General features: G+C 71.9%; 18 protein-coding genes and 1 pseudogene. 10 read left to right on the top strand and 9 right to left on the bottom strand.

Translation table 11 applies throughout. The annotated features are described in order from the left end of the window. Nucleotides 1–48: 48 nt before the first annotated feature. Together ACIBNA_RS37255 and ACIBNA_RS37250 are read right to left on the bottom strand one after the other, a co-directional pair. Entirely contained in the window at nt 49–438 is a 390-nt protein-coding gene (locus ACIBNA_RS37255; RefSeq protein WP_274815274.1) for a hypothetical protein, read from the bottom strand. Nucleotides 439–523: 85 nt separating this feature from the next. Next, complete coding sequence (locus ACIBNA_RS37250) at nt 524–1,306, bottom strand: hypothetical protein (protein ID WP_399169645.1); 783 nt, start codon at nt 1,304–1,306, stop codon at nt 524–526. A 545-nt stretch (nt 1,307–1,851) separates the two neighbouring features. Between ACIBNA_RS37250 and ACIBNA_RS37245 the strand changes: the two genes are divergently transcribed. Continuing rightward, nucleotides 1,852–2,493, top strand: a complete 642-nt coding sequence (locus ACIBNA_RS37245; protein WP_399169644.1) for a transglycosylase family protein — start codon at nt 1,852–1,854, stop codon at nt 2,491–2,493. Between the two features lie 70 nt (nt 2,494–2,563). On the opposite strand, the gene ACIBNA_RS37240 is transcribed toward ACIBNA_RS37245, so the two are convergent. From ACIBNA_RS37240 to ACIBNA_RS37230, 3 genes are read right to left on the bottom strand one after another with little or no spacing between them, the layout of a single operon-like run. Beyond that, on the bottom strand, nt 2,564–3,205 hold the full coding sequence (locus ACIBNA_RS37240) for an ABC transporter ATP-binding protein (RefSeq protein ID WP_399169643.1): 642 nt from the start codon (nt 3,203–3,205) through the stop codon (nt 2,564–2,566). Next, on the bottom strand, nt 3,202–6,126 hold the full coding sequence (locus ACIBNA_RS37235) for an ATP-binding cassette domain-containing protein (RefSeq protein ID WP_399169642.1): 2,925 nt from the start codon (nt 6,124–6,126) through the stop codon (nt 3,202–3,204). The genes ACIBNA_RS37240 and ACIBNA_RS37235 overlap by 4 nt, the downstream gene beginning before the upstream one ends. Before the next feature lie 9 nt (nt 6,127–6,135). Further along, complete coding sequence (locus ACIBNA_RS37230; RefSeq protein ID WP_399169641.1) at nt 6,136–6,624, bottom strand: hypothetical protein; 489 nt, start codon at nt 6,622–6,624, stop codon at nt 6,136–6,138. 143 nt (nt 6,625–6,767) lie between these two features. Here ACIBNA_RS37230 and ACIBNA_RS37225 point away from each other — a divergent pair, with 143 nt between their 5' ends. Genes ACIBNA_RS37225 through ACIBNA_RS37215 form a run of 3 tightly spaced genes read left to right on the top strand, consistent with a single transcriptional unit; the run spans nt 6,768 to nt 9,669 of the window. Beyond that, entirely contained in the window at nt 6,768–7,328 is a 561-nt protein-coding gene (locus ACIBNA_RS37225) for a hypothetical protein (protein WP_399169640.1), read from the top strand. Next, nucleotides 7,303–8,589: an ABC transporter substrate-binding protein gene (locus ACIBNA_RS37220; RefSeq protein WP_399169638.1), complete on the top strand. Its 1,287-nt coding sequence runs from the start codon at nt 7,303–7,305 to the stop codon at nt 8,587–8,589. The genes ACIBNA_RS37225 and ACIBNA_RS37220 overlap by 26 nt, the downstream gene beginning before the upstream one ends. A gap of 39 nt (nt 8,590–8,628) precedes the next feature. Next, nucleotides 8,629–9,669, top strand: coding sequence for a helix-turn-helix transcriptional regulator (locus tag ACIBNA_RS37215; protein ID WP_399169637.1), 1,041 nt, complete (start codon nt 8,629–8,631; stop codon nt 9,667–9,669). Nucleotides 9,670–9,712: 43 nt separating this feature from the next. Here the strand turns inward: ACIBNA_RS37215 and ctaD are convergent. Further along, nucleotides 9,713–11,239: pseudogene (gene ctaD, locus ACIBNA_RS37210) on the bottom strand (cytochrome c oxidase subunit I); the annotation flags it as partial. A 430-nt stretch (nt 11,240–11,669) separates the two neighbouring features. Between ctaD and ACIBNA_RS37205 the strand changes: the two are divergent. Continuing rightward, entirely contained in the window at nt 11,670–11,885 is a 216-nt protein-coding gene (locus ACIBNA_RS37205) for an I78 family peptidase inhibitor (RefSeq protein WP_086604522.1), read from the top strand. 101 nt (nt 11,886–11,986) lie between these two features. Here the strand turns inward: ACIBNA_RS37205 and ACIBNA_RS37200 are convergent, their stop codons facing one another. Next, a complete protein-coding gene (locus tag ACIBNA_RS37200) occupies nt 11,987–12,976 on the bottom strand; it encodes a phosphatase PAP2 family protein (protein WP_399169636.1) in 990 nt (329 codons plus the stop codon). Nucleotides 12,977–13,203: 227 nt separating this feature from the next. Beyond that, on the bottom strand, nt 13,204–14,400 hold the full coding sequence (locus tag ACIBNA_RS37195) for a hypothetical protein (RefSeq protein WP_399169635.1): 1,197 nt from the start codon (nt 14,398–14,400) through the stop codon (nt 13,204–13,206). Nucleotides 14,401–14,663: 263 nt separating this feature from the next. Here ACIBNA_RS37195 and ACIBNA_RS37190 point away from each other — a divergent pair, with 263 nt between their 5' ends. Then, a complete protein-coding gene (locus ACIBNA_RS37190; RefSeq protein WP_399169634.1) occupies nt 14,664–16,265 on the top strand; it encodes an MFS transporter in 1,602 nt (533 codons plus the stop codon). 428 nt (nt 16,266–16,693) lie between these two features. Next, nucleotides 16,694–17,884, top strand: coding sequence for an acyl-CoA dehydrogenase family protein (locus ACIBNA_RS37185; protein ID WP_399169633.1), 1,191 nt, complete (start codon nt 16,694–16,696; stop codon nt 17,882–17,884). A 51-nt stretch (nt 17,885–17,935) separates the two neighbouring features. Here ACIBNA_RS37185 and ACIBNA_RS37180 read toward each other — a convergent pair whose 3' ends face one another. Further along, nucleotides 17,936–18,373 carry a cell division protein SepF gene (locus ACIBNA_RS37180; RefSeq protein ID WP_114251168.1) on the bottom strand — a complete coding sequence of 146 codons (438 nt, stop codon included), beginning with the start codon at nt 18,371–18,373 and terminating at the stop codon, nt 17,936–17,938. Nucleotides 18,374–18,662: 289 nt separating this feature from the next. Between ACIBNA_RS37180 and ACIBNA_RS37175 the strand changes: the two genes are divergently transcribed. The 3 genes from ACIBNA_RS37175 to ACIBNA_RS37165 all read left to right on the top strand — a co-directional run bounded on the left by ACIBNA_RS37175 (nt 18,663) and on the right by ACIBNA_RS37165 (nt 22,534). Beyond that, complete coding sequence (locus tag ACIBNA_RS37175) at nt 18,663–19,883, top strand: DUF5685 family protein (RefSeq protein WP_399169632.1); 1,221 nt, start codon at nt 18,663–18,665, stop codon at nt 19,881–19,883. A 261-nt stretch (nt 19,884–20,144) separates the two neighbouring features. Beyond that, nucleotides 20,145–21,050, top strand: coding sequence for a S1 family peptidase (locus ACIBNA_RS37170; RefSeq protein ID WP_399169631.1), 906 nt, complete (start codon nt 20,145–20,147; stop codon nt 21,048–21,050). A gap of 401 nt (nt 21,051–21,451) precedes the next feature. Next, a complete protein-coding gene (locus ACIBNA_RS37165; protein WP_399169629.1) occupies nt 21,452–22,534 on the top strand; it encodes a S1 family peptidase in 1,083 nt (360 codons plus the stop codon). Nucleotides 22,535–22,634: the final 100 nt, after the last annotated feature.

Below are 22,634 nucleotides of genomic sequence, written 5' to 3'. Positions count from 1 at the left end.
GAAGGGCGGCCCCGGCAGGGGCCGCCCTTCCGCTGTACGGTGCTCGCTTCAGACGCCGCTTCGCCGACCCGGCGGCAGTGCGGCCGGCACGTGGTGCATCCCCGTGTCGTGCGAGCCGATGGTCCCGACGCGCTGCCACTGCGGCTGCTGTCCGGCAGCATGGCGGGCGCTCTGGGCACCCGCGCTGTAGGCACTGTACGAGCTGCTGTGCGAACCGCTGTACGAGCCCGTACTGTGCGGGATGTTCCAGAAGGCGGTGAAGCCGAATTTCTCCTCGCCGCTGCGGTCGCCGGGAAGTGCGCGGAAGGACTTGACGTACTCGGCGTAGAGCGCGTCGTAGATCGGCGTGGCCGATGGGCCGCTCTGGGAGTCCTGAGCCGAGCGTGCGGAGGGGATCGACGAGTAGGACTGGCGGCGGGGAACGTCGTATGCGTGCACGTATGTCCAAACGACCCCGCGGGTCAAGGGATGCGGGGCCGGTACGGCTTTCGCAGGGGTGCGGCCCGCGCGGGTGCCGCGCCGCTCAGGTGCCGGCCAGCGGCAGCGCCGCGGCGACCAGCTTTCCGGTCGCCGCCGCCTTGTCCAGCGCGTCCCGCAGCAGGTCCTCGCGCGGCTGGCGGCCGATCGAGCCGACCGGCGCGGCGAACATCAGCACCTGCTGGTGCTTGTTGGCGGCCGCGCGCCAGCCCTCGCTGACCTGGAGCGGCTGGTGCGCCTGCCACCAGGCCACCGGCTGGCCGCCGTTGCTGCCCGGCTGGAGCACCGCGTGCAGCCGGCCCACGGCGAGCAGCACGGACCAGCCGTGCAGCACGGGCGGTACGGCGGACAGCTCGGTCAGCGGCATGAAGCCCTGCTCGATGAGCAGCGGCAGGAAGTCGTCGCCGGAGCCCGTGGTGCCGGGCCGGGCGATGGGCGCCGTCGGCTCCACCACCAGGGCCGGGTGCAGCTCCCCGGCGATCAGCACGAGCCCGCTGGTCACGCCGAGCATCGCCTGCTCGGGCACCACCTTGTCGGGCTCCAGGTCGACGGTGTCGCCGGTGATGGACTTCACGGCGCCCCGGAGCTGTTCCTCGGTGACCTGGACGACCTGCGAGGGCAGGCAGCCGGCGTGGGCGAAGGCGAGGACGGCGGTCTCGTCACCGACGAACAGGACGGTGCTGGTGCGCTCCTGCTCGGAGTCGCCCGGAGTGCGGCAGGACGTGCAGTCGTAACTGCCCGGGGCGGTCTCTCCGGCGAGCAGGCGGTCGGCTTCTTCGTCGCCGATCTCGGCGCGTACCTCGTCGCTGACGTCGAGCATGCGCGGCACGGGTGACTCCCTCGGGGATGCGGTGCGTGGCAAGACCGGGTGGCTCCCGGCCCGTGGTCCGGGTGGGCCCCGGCTCATGAAGAAGACAACGGGTGATCTGTGGCGGGAGTCACGCCCCAGAGCGAACGGAATCGAACCATCCAGCGCACAGGGTCACGCTCGGCGCGGAATCGCGCACTCACCGTCAAGTCACCGTTCTGTAAAGGACGTTGAGGGGGTGAGGTGGCTCACATGCTGTCAGGCGGGGTGGTAGATATATCAGGAAATCAAGGAATGAAGTGGGTGTCCGGAAATAGCCGTTACCTGGGGTATCGGGGAACTGGCCTGGCATGACGGGCAACCGGTTGATGACGGCCGGTCAACCTCCTTAGATTCCTCGGCCGTGTGCAGCGAGCACCGCTCGGGTACGTCCGCCGGCCGCGTGATTCTCCGGAACCACGCGCAGCGCCACACCGGCGGACGGGGCGAGCGCGACCCACGCGCCCCATGGCGCGGTGAGTGGCGTTCCGCCTTGGGGGACCCCGAGTGCTTCGAGAGGGAACTACATGTCCGAATGTGCCGATACCACTCGCGACAACGCTCGGAAGAACCAGGTTCGTACGACGGCGGTCCTCGCCGGGGCGGCACTGCTCGCGCCCCTCGGACTGCTCGCCGCGACCGGAAACGCCGCGGCGGCTGACAGCGGAGTGTGGGACCGCATCGCCCAGTGCGAGAGCGGCGGCAACTGGCACATCAACACCGGTAACGGCTACTACGGCGGACTCCAGTTCGCCGCCTCCACCTGGCGCGCCTACGGCGGCACGGCCTACGCGCCCACCGCCGACCAGGCGAGCAAGTCCCAGCAGATCGCCGTCGCCACCAAGGTCCAGCGCGCCCAGGGCTGGGGCGCCTGGCCGACCTGCTCGGCACGCGCCGGGGCCAGCGGCGGCGCACCCGCGGCGTCCGCGGCCGACCCGGTCACCTCCGCCAAGCCCGCTCCGGCGAAGCCCTCGAAGACGCCGGCGCGTTCCACGGCACACCCCGACCGCGGCTCCTCCCGCGGCGACTACACCGTCCGCGAGGGCGACACCCTGAGCGGCGTCGCCGCCCGGCACGGGACCACCTGGCAGCACCTCTACGCCGCCAACAAGGCCGCCATCGGCGGCGATCCCGACGTGATCGTGCCCGGCCAGCGCCTCGAACTCTGACCCGTTCCCCCTCGCCGGGACACGCGGGCCCCGTCCGGCCGGCCGGACGGGGCCTCGGCGTGTCTGAGGCTCACTGTCCGAGCTCGCTCGCCTCCCCGGCGAACACGACGGCCCCGCGGCGCAGTTCGTACACCAGGACCGGCCGGTCCCGCAGGGCAGGCGGCAGGCGCTGCTCGGCGACCACCACGCACGCGTCGAGCGTGCTCAGCAGCCCGTAGGTGCGGGCCGCGACCGAGGGCGACATGCCCTGGACCGGCTCGTCGACGAGCACCACGCGCGCGCGTGCCAGCAGCGCCCGGGACAGGGCGAGCATGCGCTGCTCCCCGCCGGAGAGGGTGCCGGCCCGCCGCTCCAGCAGGGGGCGCAGCTGCGGATAGGCGTCGAGGGCCGGGCCGTGGTCCGGGGCGGCGAGTTCGAGGTTCTCGCGCACGGTGAGCGAGCCGAACACGGCCTGCCGCTCCGGCACCAGGCACAGTCCGCGCCGGGCCCGCTCGTACGCCGGTACGCGGGTCACGTCGGCGCCGTCCCACACCACGGCGCCGCCCGACAGGGGCACCGTTCCGGCCAGGGCGCGCAGGGCGGTGCTGCGGCCGGAGCCGTTGCGGCCCAGCAGCACGGTCAGGCCCGGGCCCGGGGCGGCGAGGGTGACGCCGTGCAGGGCCTCCAGCGGGCCGTAGCGCACGCGCGCGTGGCGCAGGGAGACGACGGTCATCGCCCGGCCGCCGTTCCCAGGGCGTCCAGGACGCGCTCGGGCGGGCCGGAGGCGACGATCCGGCCGGCCGTCATCACGTGCACGACGTCGGCGAGGCCGGCGACCAGGTCCAGATCGTGCTCGACGACGAGCAGGGCCGTGCCGTCGGCGGCCAGGGCCTTCAGGACCCGGGCGAGAGCGGCCACTTCGGCGGTGTCGAGGCCGGCGGCGGGCTCGTCGAGCAGCAGGACGCGCGGGGCGCCGGCGAGGGCCCGGGCCAGTTCGACGCGGCGCAGCGTCCCCGTGGGCAGCCCGGCGGCGGGCAGCGCCCGCACCGGCCCGTCCAGACCGAGCAGTCTGAGTGTTCGCTCCACGGCGCCCGGGTCGGTCACCCGGCCCTGTTCGGCGCCCACCCGCACGTTCTCGGCCACGGTCAGCGACGGGAAGACGGCCAGTTGCTGGAAGGTCCGCGCGACACCGAGCCGGGTGCGGGCGTGCGCGGGCAGGGCGGTGATGTCCCGCCCGCCGAGGCGCACCGACCCGCGCGCGGGCCGCAGCGTCCCGGCCAGACAGTGGAACAGGGTGCTCTTTCCGGCTCCGTTGGGGCCCACGACCGCGGTGATCCGCCCGGGGAAGACGTCCAGGTCGACCCCGTCGAGGGCGGTGAAGCCGCCGTAGTGGGCGTGCAGGCGGCGGGCGGTCAGGACGGGGGAGGCTGTGGTGGCCGGGCCGGTGGGTGGTCGGGGCGCCCCCGGCGGCGCTGCCGCACGCGGCGGGGAGTCCGGGGCGGGCTCGGCGGCGGCCTCGCGCGCTGCCGTGGCGGCTTGGGGGGCCGACGGGCGGCTGCCGCCTGGGCGTGCCGCGTCGGGTGAGCCGTGGCGGTCCGCCGGGGCGGGCCCGTGCGTCCCGTCCGCCGAGGCGACCGGCGGGCGGTGGGAGGCCGGGCCCGAGGGACCGCGCTCCGTGTCCCCCTCGCCGCTTCGGGGCTCGCGTCGTCCGGCCGCCCCCGTGCCCTTTGCTCCCCGCACCACGCCGGTCGCCGTCGCCCCCGTCGGCACGGGCGCCCTGCGGGCCGCCCGCGGCTCCGCCGGACGCAGCAGCCCGCGGGCCCGGGCTCCCACCGGAGTGAGGGCCGGTGCGCCGCGGCGCAGGCACAGGCGTTCCGCCGCTGTCCGCAGGGCCTCGTACGGGCCGCCGGGGAAGCGGCCCACGAGGACCGCCAGGACGCCGATCAGGGCCGCCGCCACGCCACCGCGCGTGCCCGCGTCCAGGCCGACCAGGAGGGCCGCGGCGGCGAGGGCGCCGAGGGTGCTGTCGGCGCCCAGCACCACGACCGCCGCGAACCACAGCAGACCGCGCACCGGGTCGTAGGCGGCGGGGTCGAAGGCGCGCAGGCCCATGCCGAGCATGCCGCCGCCCAGTGCGGCGAGCGCGGCGCCCGCAACGAAGGCGAGCAGCTTGAGGGACGGCACCCGGACGCCCGCCGCCTGCGCCCCCGCCTCGTGGTCCCGCATGGCCGCGAGGGCCCGGCCCGTCCGCCCCCGGCGCAGCGCGTGCGCCGCCAGCAACGCCACCGCCAGCAGGAGCAGTTCCAGGAGGTAGTACGCGCGGTCCCCTTCGAAACCCGCCGGGCGGCCCAGCGACAGGCCCGCCGTGGCGTACGGCTGGGCGAAGACGAAGCGGCTCACGCCCACGCCGACGGCGAACGTCGCCAGCGCCAGCGCCAGGCCCCGGCGGCCGATCGCCGGCCAGCCCGTGAGCAGGCCGAGCGGTGCCACCAGGACGACCGCCACCGCGAGGGCCGCCAGCTCCGGCATGTCCGGCAGGCCCGGGAAGCGGCCCGCCGCCAGCAGCGCGGTGAACAGGGCGCCCAGACCCGCGTACGCCGCCTGCCCCAGCGAGATCTGGCCGCCGCGGCCGGTGACCACCACCAGGGACAGCAGGACGACGGCCAGCGCCGGCACCTGGATCGAGGTGTGCAGGTCACGGCCTGCCAGGCCCAGCGGCAGCAGGAACAGCACGGCCGCCACGATCCACGCGCCGGGCGGCGTCGGAACCCGGGCGGTGGCCGTGCGTGGCAGCGCGTCACGCGTGCCCACACCCGGCAGGACCAGGGCCGCGACCAGCAGGGCGACGACGAACAGGTTCGTGCCGGCCGCCTGGAGCAGCGGCGCGCCCCACCCGGACGGGTGCAGCCGCGTGAGCTGGCTCTGCGCCACACCGACGCCCAGCGCCACCACCACCGCGACCGGCAGGCTCCGCATCCGCGCGGCCACCGCGACCGCCACGACCTCCATCACCAGCAGCGGCAGCCCGTACGGGTCCAGACGCACGTACGGCGCCAGCAGTACACCGGTCAGGCCCGCCGTGAAGGAGCCGAACGCCCAGCCCGCCGCCGCGACCCGGTCCGCGTCGATGCCGCCCAGCACGGCGAGCTGCCGGTCGTCGACCACGGCCCGCAGCTCCCGCCCGAAGCGCGTCCAGCGGACGACCGCCGCGACCCCGGCGGCCAGCACCAGCACCACCGCCAGCTGCCCCCACGGCTCGTCCGGCACCAGCTCCGGCGCGTCGTCCCGTGCCCCCTGCCCCCACAGCAGCGCCGCACCGCCCACCAGCAGCACGAACACCCCGATGGACGCCACCAGCGTCTGCGCCGGGTCACCGCCGAGAACCGCCAGGGGCCGGAAGACGAACCGTTCCAGTACGACACCCAGCCCCGGAGCCAGCACCAGCAGCGTCACCGCGGCCCCGAGCCACAGCGGCCAGCCCCACTCGACCACGCACTGCCGCAGCGCGTAGGCGCACACCATCGCGATCGCGCCGTGCGCGAAGTTCAGCACGCCGGTCGCCCGGTACGTCACGATCAGGCCGATCCCCGTCAGCGCCGCCGCGCTGCCGACCGCCAGGCCGGCCAGGGTGAGGTCGTACGTCAGGGAGGACATCGGCCGGGCTCAGTCGGTCTCTTCGGCGGGCTCGCAGATCGGGCACGGGCCCAGTTCGCCGCTCGCCACCAGCTTGGAGTCCACCGGAACCGCTTCCGCCTTCCCCGCGACCAGCGGGCAGTCCGCGCGGTGCCACAGCGTGCCGCCGGGCACCATCCGCAGCTCGCCGCTGACCGCGAGGGGCGCGAGGGAGGCCTGCCCGGTCTCGGCGGTCCGCTGACCGGCATCGTCGGGCCCGGCCGCCACCAGCAGGCCGTACAGCTCCTCCACGCGCGCGGCGGCGATCGAGCTCCGCCCGTGGGCCAGCAGCACCGCCCCGGAGATGATCAGCGCCGCGCCGGGGACCGTGCAGGAGGCGAGGTAGGGCAGCTGCCGTTCGGCGAAGCGCTCCCCGGAGACGCCGTACCAGCCGACGACGCACAGCACCGATCCGGCGGCCAGCGCCACCCAGCCGGCCCAGAGGACGGGATGCACGGTCCGCAGTCGGCTTGTCCGCATCGCTGGCTCCCACACGTCGGTTGTCCGGGCACGCGCCTGGCCGCCTGTTCAAGTCCGCCGATCGCTTGCACTATGCCCCTTGGAAGCTGACCCTGAAAGCACCGGGCGCACGTGGCCCGGACCGACACCCGGTGGTGAGCCAGATGGTTCTCGGCAGCGACCTCAGGCGAGGGAACGCGACACGGGGCCCACGAGCCGCGGGACGGGGTACGGCGATCACGGCCGCCCTGCTCCTGGCCCTCGCCCCGGCCCTCGCGGCATGTGGCGACGACAATGGCGGCGGCGAGGCCACGCCACCCCAACCGACCGTGGATCGGACCGCGACCGCACCTGCCAGCGCGCCGGCGGACCGTGCCGCGGCCGAGCGGGAGATCAGGCAGAACTGGGAGAAGTTCTTCGACCCGAAGACCTCGACGCAGGACAAGCAGGCCGTCCTGGAGAACGGCGACCGGATGGGCCCCGTCCTTGAGGCCTTCAGCGGTGACGAGCGCGGCGGGCAGGTCCAGGCGAAGGTCACCAAGATCGAGTTCACCTCGGCGACCGAGGCGGACGTGACGTATACGCTCACCCTGAAGGGCGCCACCGCCCTGCCGGACGCCTCCGGGACGGCCGTCGAGCAGGACGGCACCTGGAAGGTGTCCGCCAAGACGCTGTGCGCGCTGGTGCAACTGAGCGGCAATGCGTCGCCGGTCCCGGGCTGCTGAGGCCCTCGCCGCGGTGCTGCTGCTCGCCCTGAGCGCGGCCTGCGGCAGCCGGCTCCCGGAGAGCGACTTCGAGCACGACGACCGCACCCCCGCGCCCCGCGACGCCGCGCCCCTGCGGGTCGGCATCATCGCCAGCGCCACCAGCCCGGTCGGCGGCGCCGCCTTCACCGGCCCGCGCGACGGCGCCAAGGCGTGGTTCGACCGGCTCAACGCGCGCGGGGGCATCGACGGCCGCCGCGTTCAGGTACGCCTGTGCGACGACGGCGGCAGCGGCGTCGGCAACAACGAGTGCGTGCACCGCCTGGTCGAGGAGGACAAGGTGGTCGCCCTCGTCGCCACCACCGCCCTGGACTACGCGGGCGCCTCCCGCGTCTCACGCGCGCGCGTGCCCGACATCGGCGGCCAGCCCATCGGCAGCGCCTACGACACCTACCCGCACCTCTACGGCATCTACGGCAGCCTCGCGCCGCGCGACGGCACCACCGGCTGGGACGGCAAGCTCTACGGGGGCACCGAGGTCTACCGCTACTTCGCACGCGAGCACGGCGCCCGGACCGCCGCCGTCGTCTCCTACAACCAGTCCGCGTCCGCCGCCTACGCCCGGCTCGTCGAACGGGGCCTGCGCGCCGAGGGCTATGAGGTCGTCACCGAGCAGGTCGACTTCGCCCTGCCCAACTTCCGCGCCGTCGCCGCCGACCTGAAGGAGCAGGGCGCCGACCTCGTCTTCGACGCCATCGACAGCCACGGCAACGCCCGGCTGTGCCAGGCCATGGACGAGGTCGGCGCCGACGTCACCGCCAAGGTGACCAACGTGCAGAACTGGGCGTCCACCGTCGCCGACGCCTACAAGGACGCCCCGCGCTGCCGCAACGCCCTCTGGGCGACCGGCTCCAGCCGCAACTACGACGACACCGGCCACCCGGCCGTACGGGAGTTCCGCGAGGCGACGAGGGACCTGAAGACGCACTCGCAGTGGCAACTGGAGGGCTGGGCGGCCGCGCGGTGGTTCACGGACGCCGCCAAGTCCTGCGCGAGGACGGGCATCACGCGCGCGTGCGTCGACGCCTACATGAACCGCAGCGACGGGTACACCGCGGGCGGACTGCTCCGGCCCGTCGGGTTCGAGCGGCGCGCCGAGCCGCCGAGGACCAGCCGGACCTGCCTGTCGGTGGCCCGCTGGCGGGACGGCAAGGGCTGGGTCGCCCAGGGGGACATGAACCGCACCTGCTTCGACGTCCCCCAACTGGCCTACGAGCCTTGAGGACAGCGGCTGTCCGCAAGGGCTGGCAGACTCGCCCCCATGTTGGAGACCTCGGCACGCCTGCTGCGCCTGCTGTCCCTGCTCCAGGCCCACCGCGAGTGGTCCGGCCCCGACTTGGCGCAGCGGCTCGGCGTCAGTGCCCGCACCCTGCGCCGGGACGTGGACCGGCTGCGCGAACTCGGCTACCCGGTCAACGCCAGCCCCGGCACGGGCGGCGGCTACCAGCTGGGCGCGGGCGCCGAGCTGCCGCCGCTGCTCCTGGACGACGACGAGGCCGTCGCCGTGGCGATCGGGCTGCGCACGGCGGCCGGGCAGGGCATCGAGGGCATCGGCGAGACCTCGGTACGGGCCCTCGCCAAACTGGAACAGGTGCTGCCCGACCGGCTGCGCCGCCGCGTGGGTGCCCTCAACGCCTTCACCGTGCCGATGCTGCGCGGTCCCCTGCCCGACGCCGTCGACCCGGCCGTGCTGACGGAGCTCGCCCACCTCTGCCGGGACGCCGAGCGCCTGCGCTTCGAGTACCGGGGACACGACGGCACCAGCGGCCGCCGCAGTGTCGAACCGCACCGCCTGGTGTGCACCGAGCGCCGCTGGTACCTGGTCGCCTGGGACCTCGACCGGGAGGACTGGCGCACGTTCCGCGTGGACCGCATCACGCCCAGGCCGCCGCACGGCCCGAGCTTCGAGCCGCGCGAGTCGCCCGCCGAGGACCTCGCCGCCTACGTCTCCCAGGGCGTCTCCACACGCGTGTACGCCACCCACGCCGTCGTGCGGCTCCTGGCGCCCCTGGAGGAGGCCGCCGCGCACATCTCGCCCAGCGCCGGGGTGCTGGAGGCGGAGGGCCCGGACAGCTGCCTGCTGCGGTGCGGCGCCGGGAGCCTCGACGTGATGGTGATCCACGTGATGATGCTGGGCTTCGAGTTCGAGGTGCTCGAACCCGACGGGCTGATCGAGGCGATCAGGAGGACTCGGGACCGGCTTGATGGCGCTTTGGCTCGGGCTGCGCAGTCACCGCCGCGTACTGCGGATGGTGCAGGTCGAACGCCGGCGACTCCGACCGGATCCGGGGCAGCGTCGTGAAGTTGTGCCGGGGCGGCGGGCACGAAGTCGCCCACTCCAGGGAACGGCCGTAGCCCCAGGGGTCGTCGGCCTCGACCTTCTCGCCGTACTTGGCGGTCTTCCACACGTTGTAGAGGAACGGCAGCGTCGACATGCCGAGCAGGAACGCGCCGATCGTCGAGACGGTGTTGAGCGCCGTGAACCCGTCCGCGGCGAGGTAGTCCGCATACCGGCGGGGCATGCCCTCGGCGCCCAGCCAGTGCTGCACCAGGAACGTGGTGTGGAAGCCGACGAAGAGCGTCCAGAACTGGATCTTGCCGAGCCGCTCGTCGAGCATCTTCCCGGTGAACTTCGGCCACCAGAAGTAGAAGCCGGCGAAGATCGCGAAGACGACCGTGCCGAACACGACGTAGTGGAAGTGCGCCACCACGAAGTACGTGTCCGTCACGTGGAAGTCCAGCGGCGGCGACGCCAGGATCACCCCGGTCAGCCCGCCGAGCAGGAACGTCACCAGGAAGCCCGTCGCCCACAGCATCGGCGTCTCGAAGGACAGCGAGCCCTTGATCATGGTGCCGATCCAGTTGAAGAACTTCACACCGGTCGGCACCGCGATCAGGAAGGTCATGAAGGAGAAGAACGGCAGCAGTACCGCGCCCGTGGCGAACATGTGGTGCGCCCACACCACCACCGACAGGCCGGTGATCGCCATCGTCGCGCCGACCAGCGTCAGATAGCCGAACATCGGCTTGCGGCTGAAGACCGGGATGATCTCCGTGACGATGCCGAAGAACGGCAGCGCGATGATGTACACCTCGGGGTGCCCGAAGAACCAGAACAGGTGCTGCCACAGGATCGCCCCGCCGTTGGTCGCGTCGAAGATGTGCGAGCCGAACCGCCGGTCCGACTCCAGGCACAGCAGCGCCGCCGCGAGCACCGGGAACGCCATGAGGATCAGGATCGACGTGAACAGGGTGTTCCAGGTGAAGATCGGCATCCGGAACATCGTCATGCCGGGGGCGCGCATCCCGATGATGGTCGTGACGAAGTTGACCGCGCCGAGGATCGTGCCGAAGCCGGCGAGCGCCAGCCCCATGATCCACAGGTCGGCGCCGATGCCCGGCGAGCGTTCGGCGCTGTTCAGCGGGGCGTAGGCGAACCAGCCGAAGTCCGCCGGGCCCGACGGCACCAGCAGCGAGCCCAGCACGATCAGCCCGCCGAACAGGAACAGCCAGTACGAGAGCATGTTCAGCCGTGGGAAGGCGACGTCCGGCGCGCCGATCTGCAACGGCATCAGCTCGTTCGCGAAGCCCGCGAAGGTCGGCGTCGCGAACAGCAGCAGCATGATCGTGCCGTGCAGCGTGAACGCCTGGTTGAACTGCTCGTTGGTGATGATCTGCAGTCCGGGGCGGGCCAGCTCGGCGCGCATCAGCAGCGCCATCACTCCGGCGATCAGGAAGAACACGAAGGACGTGACCAGGTAGAGGTGACCGATCTTCTTGTGGTCCGTCGTGGCCAGCCAGTCGACCACCACCCGCCCGTGCTTCCTCCTCGGCACGGGCCGCGCCGTCGCCTGTTCGGTCTGCGTCCCCATCGCTCGCTCGCCCCTTCGCTCATCGCGTGCCGGGCCCGCCGAAGCCCGCGCCACACGTACCCGCGAGCTCACGCCATGGTGCTCGCGTCACCGAGCGCTCCGACAGGGGGCGTATCGGCCTCTGTGTGCCGAAGCCATGCATTTCCTGTGCGGCGGCGGCTGAGCCGGCCCGGTGCGGCGCCGGAATGGAATGGGGCCCCGAGGTCACTTCTCCCGGAACTCTCCGCTGGGCTTTTCCATGGGCTCATGTGACACGCGGAAATTGCGTTCGAATGCCTGCGGAAGGCCTAGGAAACCGCTCGTCCGTGTGACGGACAGCGTCCGAAACACCTGTCATGATCTTGTGACAGAAGTGTGACAGGGGAAGGACAGAGGCAAGGGTTACCGGCCCGGACTTCCGTGGTCGCCGGGCACGACATAGCGTGGCGGCATGGCACCGATTCCGACACCTTCCGCGGAACCCGACGACAGCCCGGACACCTATGTCGGCCTGGAGGCCGGCCGGGCCGAACACCTCGCGCGTGAGCGCGGCTGGTCGACGGTGCGCTCGCTGCCGCCGGGGGCGATCATCACCATGGAGTACCGCGTGGGCCGACTGAACTTCGAGGTGAAGGGCGGCCGGGTGGCGCGGGCCTGGAAGGGCTGAGACACCGCGAAGGCCCCGGTTCCGCTGAGGAACCGGGGCCTTCGCCGTGCGGGACGGGGTGTGCGCACCGCCTCCCGCCGTCCGTCCTGGTCAGCCGCCCGTCAGGGGCGGGCCGAGGAGGCCGAGCCGCGGGGGTGCCGCTCCGTGTGCGGCGGGCGGCGGCTGCCCGCGGGGGTGATCGGCGTGCGCTCCGAGCGGGCCGTGTGCGGTCCCGGCGCCAGGTAGACCGGGGCCCGGGGCGAGCGGGCCGCGACGTCGTCCCGGTCGGCGGGCAGCGGCGTGACCACCACGGGCGGCGCGCTGACCGGGGCGGCAGTCGACGCCGTACGGCTCCGGCGGGCCCGCCAGCGGTCGCGCAGATCGAAGATCCTGGCCTCGGAACGGGCGATCAGCGGCTCGAACCACGGCAGGGCGAGCAGGATCAGCAGACCCGCGGCCCAGCCCAGCAGCACATCGCTCAGCCAGTGCGTACCGAGGTAGACGGTGGCCATCCCGACACCGAGCGAGGTCACCGCGGACACGGCGGACAGCCAGCGGCGCGCTCTCGGGGTGGAGGCCATGTAGGCCAGGATTCCCCAGGTCACCACGGCGTTGGCGGTGTGACCGCTCGGAAATATATCGCCGCCGCGCCACATCTCGTTCGAACCGATCACGGTCGCGTAGTGCGGTCCCAGCCGGCCCATGCCGTACTTGGCGGCGCCGACCGTGATGTTCAGCAGGAGCAGCGAGACGCCGAGGGCGAGCAGCGGGCGCAGGGTGTGCTGCCGCCAGGAGCGCCAGCCCAGCCAGGCCGCGACCATCACCGCGGTCGGACCGCGCTGGCCGAGCACCACGTAGTAGTCGACGAACCAGTGGATCTCCGACCACTGCTGGTACGGCCGGAAGAACATGACCTGCCAGTCGAGCCGGACGAGCCAGGACGTGATGATCACGGCCCACACGATCGCGCCGTAGAAGGCCAGGGTCGCCGCGAGGAGCACGACGCGGTGCCTGCTCATCTTCGGCACATCGATGTGGGCCGGTCGTTCCGGCTCACGGTCCAGCCGGGCGAACACCCGGTCCAGACGGGTGAGCTTCGGTTCGGTACGCACCCAATCGACGTTACAGCGAGTGAGCTCGGATCCCCGTCGAATCAACGGCTTTGTGATGACGATGTGATGTGGGATTCCTCTCAGGAGGAGGTTTATTTCCAGCGAATCCGTAATCGCCGGGGCCTGCGGCCTTCAATTCCTTTGATCATTTCGGATGGCGGTTTTATTGCACTTTTGAATTCGTTCACCGGAGCATCGTGCGTAATTCTCCCGGCGCTCACAGCGGGTCAGGGCGGACCCGAGCCGTTCAGCCAGAACGCCCCGTACACCGCAGAGGCGACCGCGACCGGCCCGAGCACCAGCGCTGACCTGCGCATACGCAGCCGGGCCAGGGCCAGGGCGAGGGGCAGCAGCAGCGGGAAGGCGGGCATCAGCAGGCGCGGTTTCGAGCCGAAGTAGCTCGACGCGCACAGGCCGAGCGCGGTGACGACTCCGGTGTAGACCAGCAGCGGGAGCGGCTGGCGCTGACGTACGCCGACCAGATACAGCCAAACGACTGACACGACCCCGGCGATCAGCCCGGCACCGGCCAGGGCCGAGGGGAACGACGTGAACTTTTCGGCGACGAACCGGGCGAAGGCGTACCCCCCGTCGAACCCGTTGCGCCATCCCGCCTGGACGTCGAGATAGCCGAGCGGACCCTTGCCGGTGCGGTGGCCGACCCACAGCACGTATCCCGCGGTGCCGAGGGGGGCGAGCAGCATGCCGAGGACACGGCGGGTGCGCGGCACGGGGCCGTCGGCGTGACCCGCGCGCCGCTCCCGTGCGGAAGGACCCGCGCGCCGCTCCCGTGCGAAGGAGGCGATGCCCGCCACCCACACGGCGGCCACCACGGCGATCCCGACCGGGCGGGTCAGCCCCGCCAGCAGGGCCAGCGTGCCCGCGGTCACCCAGCGGCCGGTCAGAACCGCGTACAGCGACCACGCGGCGAGCGCCGTGAACAGCGACTCGCTGTACGCCATCGACTGCACGATCCCGACCGGGAGCACCGCCCACAGCAGCACCGCGCACACCCCGGCCCGGCGTCCGTACACATGGTCCGCGACCGCGAAGACCCCCCAGGCCGCGGCGAGGGAGGCGAACAGGCTGACGAGGAAACCGCCGTCCGCGTACGACAGCGGGGACACCGCCGCCACCAGCCGCTCCAGCCAGGGCAGCAGCGGGAAGAACGCGAGGTTGGAGTGCACGTCCCCGTTCGCCAGACGCACCTCGTAGCCGTAGCCGAGTTCGGCGACCCTGGTGTACCAGAGCGCGTCCCAGCGAGCGGTCAGCAGCGTGTACGCGCTCTTGTCGCGCGTCGCGCTCCACAAGGCCAGGGCGAGGAGGCCCAGGGCGCGGACGGCCGCGTACCCGAGGAGCGCCGGGGCCGCCCGGCGCAGCGCCCCGGCGCGGGACGGGGCCGCGCGCGTCTCAAGATCGGTCACGGGCCCGATTATCGACCCGGGCCGGAACCGGCCGGCCGCCCGGGGCGTGGACGACGGTGGGGGGAGTGGCGTACGCCACATCTTTCCGCCGGACGGGTGAGAGGTCCGCCACTCGGCTCCCGCGCGGACTCGCGTACTCTGACGTGTCACTCGCTTTTCGTTTGCGCGGGCCGGAGACCACCGCTCCTCTCCGGCCGAGTCGCGGGGGCGTCCCCCACCCCGTGAGCCCGCCGATCGCGAGGGAACATCTGGGAGGTACGTACATGTCCGGGACGACCACGGCCGCTGCGCTGCGCCGTCGGGCGGCCGGGGCCGGTGCCAACCGCTGGGTGGTTCTCGTCGTCCTCTGCGTCAGCCTGCTGCTGGTCGCCGTCGACGCCACCGTGCTGCACGTGGCGGTCCCCGCTGTCACCGAGGACCTGAAGCCCGGCGGGATAGAGCTGCTCTGGATCGTCGACGTCTACCCGCTGGTCTGCGCCTCGCTGCTGATCCTGTTCGGCACGCTGGGCGACCGCGTCGGCCGCAGAAGGGTCCTGCTCCTCGGGTACGCGCTGTTCGGCGTCGCCTCCGGTCTGGCGGCCCTGGCGGACAACGCCCAGGTACTGATCGTGGCGCGGGCGCTGCTCGGCGTGGGCGGCGCGATGATCATGCCGGCGACCCTGTCGATCCTGCGGCAGGTCTTCCCGGACCGGCGCGAGCGGGCGCTCGCGATCGGCATCTGGAGCGCCGTGGCCGCGGTGGGCGCGGCGGTCGGACCGCTGCTCGGCGGCTTCCTGCTGGAGCACTTCTGGTGGGGCTCGGTGTTCCTCGTCAACATCCCGTTGATGCTGGTCAGTCTCCCGGTGGGGCGACTTCTGCTGCCCGAGTCGAAGGGTGACGGCGAAGGGCCCTGGGACGTGGTCGGCGCGCTGATGGCGGCCATCGGACTGTTCGGGGTGGTGCTGGGCGTCAAGCGGCTCGGCGGCGGGGAGTCGGTGGGGAGCCTGCTCACCGTGCCGCCGCTGGTCGTGGGCGCGGCGCTGCTGGCCGCCTTCGTGCGGCGGCAGCGGCGGCGGGCGCAGCCGCTGGTCGACCTCAAGATGTTCGCGCGGCCGGCGTTCAGCACGTCCGTCGGGTGCATCGTGCTGGCGATGCTCGCGCTGGTCGGACTCGAACTGATCGCCGCGCAGTACCTCCAGCTGGTGCTCGGCCTGTCGCCGCTGGAGACGGGGCTGCGGCTGCTGCCGCTGACGTTCGCCGCGATGGCGGCCGGGCTGGCCGGGGCGCGGATGCTGCGGCGGCTCGGGCCGCGGTGGATGGTGTGCTTCGGGTTCTGTCTGACGGCGTTCGCGGTGGTGCTGCTGACGGCGCTGGGCCGGACGGACGACTGCGCGCTGATGCTGACCGGGTTCGTGCTGCTGGGCTTCGGGCTGGAGACGACGCTGTTCGGGGCGTACGAGTCGATGCTGAGCGAGGCGCCGCAGGAGCAGGCGGGAGGCGCGGCGGCGATCGGGGAGACGTCGTACCAGCTGGGGGCGGGGATCGGGATCGCACTGCTCGGCACGGTGATGAACGCGGCGTACGCGCCCGGGCTGTCGGACGTGCCGGGCGTTCCTGCGTCGGCGTCCGCCTCGGCGGGGCATTCGCTGGGGGAGGCGTACGAGGTCGCTGCGCAGCTGGGCGGGACGGCGGGTGTTGCTCTGCGGCATGCCGCCCGGGATGCGTTCGTGCACGGGCTGCATGTGACGTTGCTGGTGAGTGCGGGGTTGTTGCTGCTCGGGGCGGTGATGGCGTTGCGGTTGCCGCGGGTCATGCAGTGTGAGGGCGCTGGTGAGGTGGAGTTGCCAGCGCCCAGGGACGCTGCGGAGTCGCGCGTCTCGGTGTGACGTCCTTTGCCCACCCACGCGCCAACCGTATCTGCCGGTCGAGGGGTGGAGGTCGCCTGTGGGGGTGGGGCGCCGGTGGCGGCTTGCGGTAGTCGGGGTGGCGGCACGGGCTGTTTGGCGGGCGTGGCGGGCGGCCACGGGCTGCCGTGGCGCGGAGCGGCTGCCGCCGGGCTGTGCGCGTAGCGGGCGGACGTCCGCGCTGCGCAGGGAGCAGTCGCCGACCTCCGCCGACGTCGTCGGACGCCGTCGGCGATGGCATCGGCTGGACGCGGTTGCCTGCTGGGGGGGGACTGAGGGCGGGGCGGCTGGAGCTGTGGCGACTGGTTCGCCCGCGTCGGCGCGAGGCAGCTACGGGTGGTGCGTGGGTGGGTGGACACCGTAGCGTCTTGGCTAGCGGTGCTAGTTAAAGAGTTTCGGAGGGTTCCCCCATGTCCGAGTCGTCCAAGCTTCCTTCCTTCGACCCCACCGACCCCCTCGGCCTCGACGACCTCCTGGAGCCGGAGGATCTCGGGATCAGGGACACCGTGCGGGCCTGGGCCGCGGACCGGGTGCTGCCGTACGTCGCCGAGTGGTACGAGAAGGGGGAGCTGCCCGGGATCCGGGAGCTGGCCCGGGATCTGGGGAGCATCGGTGCCCTTGGGATGTCCCTGGAGGGGTACGGCTGCGCCGGCGCGTCCGCCGTGCAGTACGGGCTCGCCTGCCTGGAGCTGGAGGCCGCCGACTCCGGGATCCGGTCCCTCGTCTCCGTGCAGGGCTCCCTCGCCATGTACGCCGTCCACCGGTTCGGCAGTGAGGCACAGAGGCAGCAGTGGCTGCCCCGGATGGCCTCCGGCGAGGTCATCGGCTGCTTCGGGCTGACCGAGCCGGACCACGGATCCGACCCGGCCTCCATGCGGACGTACGCCAAGCGCGACGGCACCGACTGGATCCTCAACGGCCGCAAGATGTGGATCACCAACGGATCGGTCGCCGGCGTCGCCGTCGTGTGGGCGCAGACCGAGGACGGGATCCGCGGATTCGCCGTGCCGACGGACAGCGCCGGGTTCTCCGCCCCCGAGATCAAGCACAAGTGGTCCCTCAGGGCCTCCGTCACCAGCGAACTCGTCCTCGACGACGTACGGTTGCCCGCCGACGCCGTACTGCCGGAGGTCACCGGCCTGCGCGGACCGCTCAGCTGTCTGTCGCACGCCCGGTACGGAATCGTCTGGGGCGCCATGGGCGCGGCCCGCAGCAGTTTCGAGGCCGCGGTCGACTACGCGAAGTCGCGGGAGCAGTTCGGGCGGCCCATCGGCGGCTTCCAGCTCACCCAGGCCAAACTCGCCGACATGGCGGTCGAACTGCACAAGGGAATTCTGCTCGCCCATCATCTGGGGCGGCGTATGGACGCCGGCCGCCTGCGTCCCGAGCAGGTCAGCTTCGGCAAGCTCAACAACGTTCGAGAAGCGATCGAGATCTGCCGCACGGCCCGCACCATTCTCGGGGCCAACGGGATCTCGCTCGAATACCCCGTGATGCGGCACGCGACCAACCTCGAGTCGGTGCTCACCTACGAGGGCACCGTCGAGATGCACCAGCTCGTGCTGGGCAAGGCGCTCACCGGGCTCGACGCCTTCCGGTAGACCCCGTCCGGTGAACCCTGCGCGGGGGCAGGGCCGGTGAGCGGCCCTGCCTCAGCTCTGGTTGAAGAAGCCGTCCGTGCGGTGCGCGGCCGGGTCGCCGTTCACGATCTCCGTGTTGGCCGGGGTCAGCAGGAACACGCGGGTCGACACCCGCTCGATCGAACCGCGCAGACCGAAGATCAGCCCGGCCGCGAAGTCGACCACGCGCTTGGCGTCGCCGGCGTCCATGGCCGTGAGGTTCATGATGACCGGCACACCCTCGCGGAACAGCTCGCCGATGGCGCGCGCGTCCCGGAAGCTGTCCGGGGTCACCGTGCCGATGCGGCGGCCCTTCTCCTCGGCGACGTCCGAGGCCACCTTGACGCGCGGATCGGTGACCCAGGCCTCCCCGGGCTCGGTCCCGTCGGAGTAGTCGTCGTCGTAGTAACGCTCGTCTTCGTTGTCGTCGACGAGGCCAAGCCAGGCACTTGCCTTGCGTACCGATCCCATGGACGCCTCCTCTCACAGCGGTCTTTCTGCTTTCCGCATCCCTATGGTCGTCCATGATGCGGATGGCGCGCCAAGTGGATAGACGCCGCACGGGGGGTTTGTGACGGTACTGGTGCACAGCGAATCCGTCGAGAGTCCGTGTTTCCCAAGGGTCTTGCCGTAAACGGCTGCTGACTGTGAGTGAAATATGATTCTTCGCGGCGTACGGGTGATGAGCGGTGCGTACGGGTGAACGCGATGGCCGATATCATGCGGCGCCAAACGTCGTACGGAGCACGGGGGGGATGTCGTGTTCGGAATGGTCAGGCCCTGTCGGCACCGGCTCGGTGAGAGCCTCACGGCCCAGTGGATGGCGCATTTGTGTGGGCTGTGTCTCGCATTGCGCGGGGACCACGGGCAGCTCGCGCGCATCGTGACGAACTATGACGGGCTTCTCGTCTCCGTGTTGACGGAGGCTCAGGTGGAGCGGACGCCCGGCACGTCGAGTGGTGTGGGGCGGCGTACGGCGGGGCCGTGCCCGCTGCGCGGGATGCGCACCGCGTCCGTCGCGCACGGTGAGGGAGCGCGGCTCGCGGCGGCCGTGTCGCTGGTGCTCGCCTCCGCCAAGGTGCGCGACCACGTCGCCGACGGCGACGGACTGCTGGCCCGCGCGCCGCTCGCGCGCGCCGCGCGCCGGGTCGCCGCGGGCTGGGACAGCGCCGGGGCGCGCACCGGCTCCGCCGTCGGGTTCGACACGGCCGTCCTGGTCGACGCCGTGGACCGGCAGGGCGGCATCGAGGCGCTCGCCGGGCCCGGCACGCCGATCCTCACGGTCACCGAACCGACCGAGACCGCGACCGCCGCCGCCTTCGCGCACACGGCGGTCCTCGCCGGCCGGCCGCACAACGCCGGGCCGCTCGCCGAGGCCGGACGGCTCTTCGGACGGCTGGCCCACCTGCTGGACGCCGTGGAGGACCTGCACGCTGACGCCGCGTCAGGCGCCTGGAACCCGATCGCCGCGACCGGCACCTCCCTCGCGCAGGCCCGGCGGCTCGCCGACGACGCGGTGCACGGGGTGCGGCTCGCGCTGCGCGAGGCCGAGTTCACCGACGCGAAGCTCGTGCATCTGCTGCTCGTGCACGAACTGCGGCGCTCGGTGGACCGGGCGTTCGGCACGGTGCCGGTGTGCGCGTCACACCAGGGCGGACCGTACGGGCAGCAGCCGCCTCAGGGTCCGTACGCCCAGGGGCCGCACGGTGCTCCGCAGAACCCGTACGCGGCCGGTGGCGGAAACCCGTACGCCGGTGGGGGAGGAGGGTACGGCGGCGGTGGTTTCGGTGGCGGCGCGCCGGTGCCCCAGCCGCCCCGGGGCCGGCGCGGGTTCTGGGCGGGCTGCGGGATGTTCTGGCTGCTGTGCTGCACCTGCAAGCTGTGCTGCGCCAAGGAGTATGAGGGGCCGTGGTCCCGGAAGAAGCGCGAGGGCTGCTGCCGGGATTGCGACTGCGACGGGTGCGACTGCTGCTGCCCCTGAGGCGGCTGACCCGTCCCGTATCCGTCGCGCGCTGCTGACCGCCGGGGCGCGTTCGCCCGCCCTTTCGCGGCTTCGTGACAGCCCTTCAAAAGGGCGCGGCCGAAAGGCCCTCTTGCGCCTACCGTCCGTTCGGCCGAATACTCCCACCAGCGCTTGTCAGGGGCACGGCGGGTTCGGAATCCGAACAAGCCGGTCCCGGACTGCGCCTCACGGGCCCAAACCCCACGAGGGCCCCCTACTTCCTTTGTGGAGGAACGAGAAGTGAGGATCAAGCGCACCACCCCCCGCAGCGGCTTTTCGAGACGGACACGGCTGATCGCCGTTTCCACCGGCCTCGTCGCCGCCGCCGCGATCGCGATCCCCAGCGCGAACGCGTCCGACACCCCCGCCACCTTCAGCGCCACCGAGCTCAAGAGTGCCAGCGGCTCGATCCTGAAGGCCGACATCCCGGGCACCGCCTGGGCCGTCGACAGCAAGACCAACCGCGTGCTCGTGACCGTCGACAGCACGGTCACCCAGGCCGAGATAGCGAAGATCAAGCAGCAGGCCGGCGCCAACGCCGACGCGCTCACGATCAAGCGCACCCCCGGCAAGTTCAACAAGCTGATCCAGGGCGGCGACGCCATCTATGCGAGTAGCTGGCGCTGCTCCCTCGGCTTCAATGTCCGCAACAGCAGTGGCCAGCAGTTCTTCCTGACCGCCGGTCACTGCACCGACGGCGCGGGCACCTGGTACTCCAACTCCGGCCGCACCACGGTCATCGGCTCGACCGCCGGCTCCAGCTTCCCGGGCAACGACTACGGCCTCGTCCGCTACAGCGGCTCCGTCAGCCGTCCCGGCACCGCGAACGGCGTGGACATCACGCGCGCGGCCACCCCGAGCGTGGGCACCACCGTCATCCGCGACGGCTCCACGACCGGTACGCACAGCGGCCGTGTCACCGCCCTCAACGCCACCGTCAACTACGGCGGCGGGGACATCGTCTCCGGCCTCATCCAGACCACCGTCTGCGCCGAGCCCGGTGACTCCGGCGGTTCGCTCTACGGCAGCAACGGTGTCGCGTACGGTCTGACCTCCGGCGGCAGCGGCAACTGCTCCTCCGGTGGTACGACGTTCTTCCAGCCCGTCACGGAGGCCCTGAGCGCCTACGGGGTCAGCGTGTACTAGACCGGTCGGTCCCGGTCGGTAGCAGGCTGAGTTCTGTACCCCCGCACGCATTGCGTGCGGGGGTTTCCCTTTTTCGGTGGGCTGTTGTCTTTTCGGTGGGGTTGTCGTGGGCTGACCGGGCAGACGGTTTTCAGCCACGGTCAGACGTCACAGAGTGGGCACACATTACTCACGCGTAATGTTTGCAGTGTGAACGCGCGTGAAGCGGGTGTGAGTTGGGTCCGATTTGACCGTGGACGGTCAAAATGGGAGGGCGTGCGATCCGCAATCTACGCGCGTCCTGAACTCGACCTTGTGTGCTCCCCGTTGTCCTCGGAATAGTGGGCGCTCGTCAACAAAGCCTTCCGGTTCGCGAGGTCCCCACAACCTCTCGGGCCGACCCCCCCACAGGAGGACGTGAGTTGAAGCACCGACGCATACCCAAGCGACGTGCAGCCGTGGCAGGTGCGGGTATCGCCGCACTGGTCGCCGCGGGAGTCACCTTCCAGACTGCGAACGCGAGCGAGACCCCGGAGGCCTCCGCGCCCCAGACCCTGTCGGTCACGGCGGCCGGAAAGCTCGCCTCGACGCTGGCCGAGGACCTGGGCGCCGACGCGGCGGGCACGTACTACGACACGAAGAGCAAGAACCTCGTGGTGAACGTGCTCGACGAGGCCGCGGCCAAGGCCGTCGAGAAGGCCGGAGCCAAGGCGAGAGTCGTGGCGAACTCTCTCGCCGAACTGAAGAGCGCCCGCGGCACGCTGAAGCAGGACGCGACGATTCCGGGCACCTCCTGGGTGACCGACCCGACCACCAACAAGATCGTCGTCACCGCCGACCGTACGGTGTCCAAGGCCGAGTGGGCCAAGCTGACGAAGGTCGTCGACGGGCTCGGTGCGAAGGCCGAACTCAAGCGGACGAAGGGCGAGTACAAGCCCTTCATCGCCGGTGGCGACGCGATCACCGGTGGCAGTGGCCGCTGCTCGCTCGGCTTCAACGTGGTCAAGGGCGGCGAGCCGTTCTTCCTGACCGCCGGGCACTGCACCGAGGGCATCTCGACGTGGTCGGACTCCAGCGGCAAGGAGATCGGCACCAACGCGGACTCCAGCTTCCCGGGTGACGACTACGGGCTGGTCAAGTACACCGCGGATGTGGCTCACCCGAGCGAGGTGAACCTCTACAACGGCTCCACGCAGAAGATCACGGGTGCCGCCGAGGCGACGGTCGGCATGGAGGTCACGCGGAGCGGTTCGACGACGCAGGTGCACGACGGGAAGGTCACGGGGCTGGACGCCACCGTGAACTACGGCAACGGCGACATCGTGAACGGTCTGATCCAGACCGACGTGTGCGCGGAGCCCGGTGACAGTGGTGGCTCGCTCTTCTCGGGCAGCAACGCGATCGGGCTGACGTCCGGTGGTAGCGGTGACTGCACGTCCGGTGGGGAGACGTTCTTCCAGCCTGTGACGGAGGCGCTGTCGGCTACCGGGACCGAGATCGGCTGAGTTCCGGGTTCTGGGTTTGTGAAGTCCCGTGAAGTCCCGCCCCTTGTGTGAGGGGCGGGGCTTTCGCGTGTGCCTCCGGCGGTTGAGCGGGGTGCCGCCT

Origin of the sequence: Streptomyces sp. NPDC050164, from assembly GCF_044459945.1 — a bacterium.
Taxonomy (GTDB): domain Bacteria; phylum Actinomycetota; class Actinomycetes; order Streptomycetales; family Streptomycetaceae; genus Streptomyces; species Streptomyces coeruleorubidus_A.
Note: the sequence above shows the minus strand (reverse complement) of the source record. Positions and strands in the feature narration are given on the sequence as shown.

What these genes read in the sequence shown, in the direction of transcription:
- ACIBNA_RS37185 (WP_399169633.1), top strand. Translation starts at nt 16,694, where the DNA reads ATGTCCGAGTCGTCCAAGCTTCCTTCCTTCGACCCCACCGACCCCCTC.
- ACIBNA_RS37240 (WP_399169643.1), bottom strand. Translation starts at nt 3,205, where the DNA reads ATGACCGTCGTCTCCCTGCGCCACGCGCGCGTGCGCTACGGCCCGCTG.
- ACIBNA_RS37245 (WP_399169644.1), top strand. Translation starts at nt 1,852, where the DNA reads ATGTCCGAATGTGCCGATACCACTCGCGACAACGCTCGGAAGAACCAG.
- ACIBNA_RS37220 (WP_399169638.1), top strand. Translation starts at nt 7,303, where the DNA reads ATGCGTCGCCGGTCCCGGGCTGCTGAGGCCCTCGCCGCGGTGCTGCTG.
- ACIBNA_RS37190 (WP_399169634.1), top strand. Translation starts at nt 14,664, where the DNA reads ATGTCCGGGACGACCACGGCCGCTGCGCTGCGCCGTCGGGCGGCCGGG.
- ACIBNA_RS37205 (WP_086604522.1), top strand. Translation starts at nt 11,670, where the DNA reads ATGGCACCGATTCCGACACCTTCCGCGGAACCCGACGACAGCCCGGAC.
- ACIBNA_RS37235 (WP_399169642.1), bottom strand. Translation starts at nt 6,126, where the DNA reads ATGTCCTCCCTGACGTACGACCTCACCCTGGCCGGCCTGGCGGTCGGC.
- ACIBNA_RS37230 (WP_399169641.1), bottom strand. Translation starts at nt 6,624, where the DNA reads ATGCGGACAAGCCGACTGCGGACCGTGCATCCCGTCCTCTGGGCCGGC.
- ACIBNA_RS37180 (WP_114251168.1), bottom strand. Translation starts at nt 18,373, where the DNA reads ATGGGATCGGTACGCAAGGCAAGTGCCTGGCTTGGCCTCGTCGACGAC.
- ACIBNA_RS37225 (WP_399169640.1), top strand. Translation starts at nt 6,768, where the DNA reads ATGGTTCTCGGCAGCGACCTCAGGCGAGGGAACGCGACACGGGGCCCA.
- ACIBNA_RS37215 (WP_399169637.1), top strand. Translation starts at nt 8,629, where the DNA reads ATGTTGGAGACCTCGGCACGCCTGCTGCGCCTGCTGTCCCTGCTCCAG.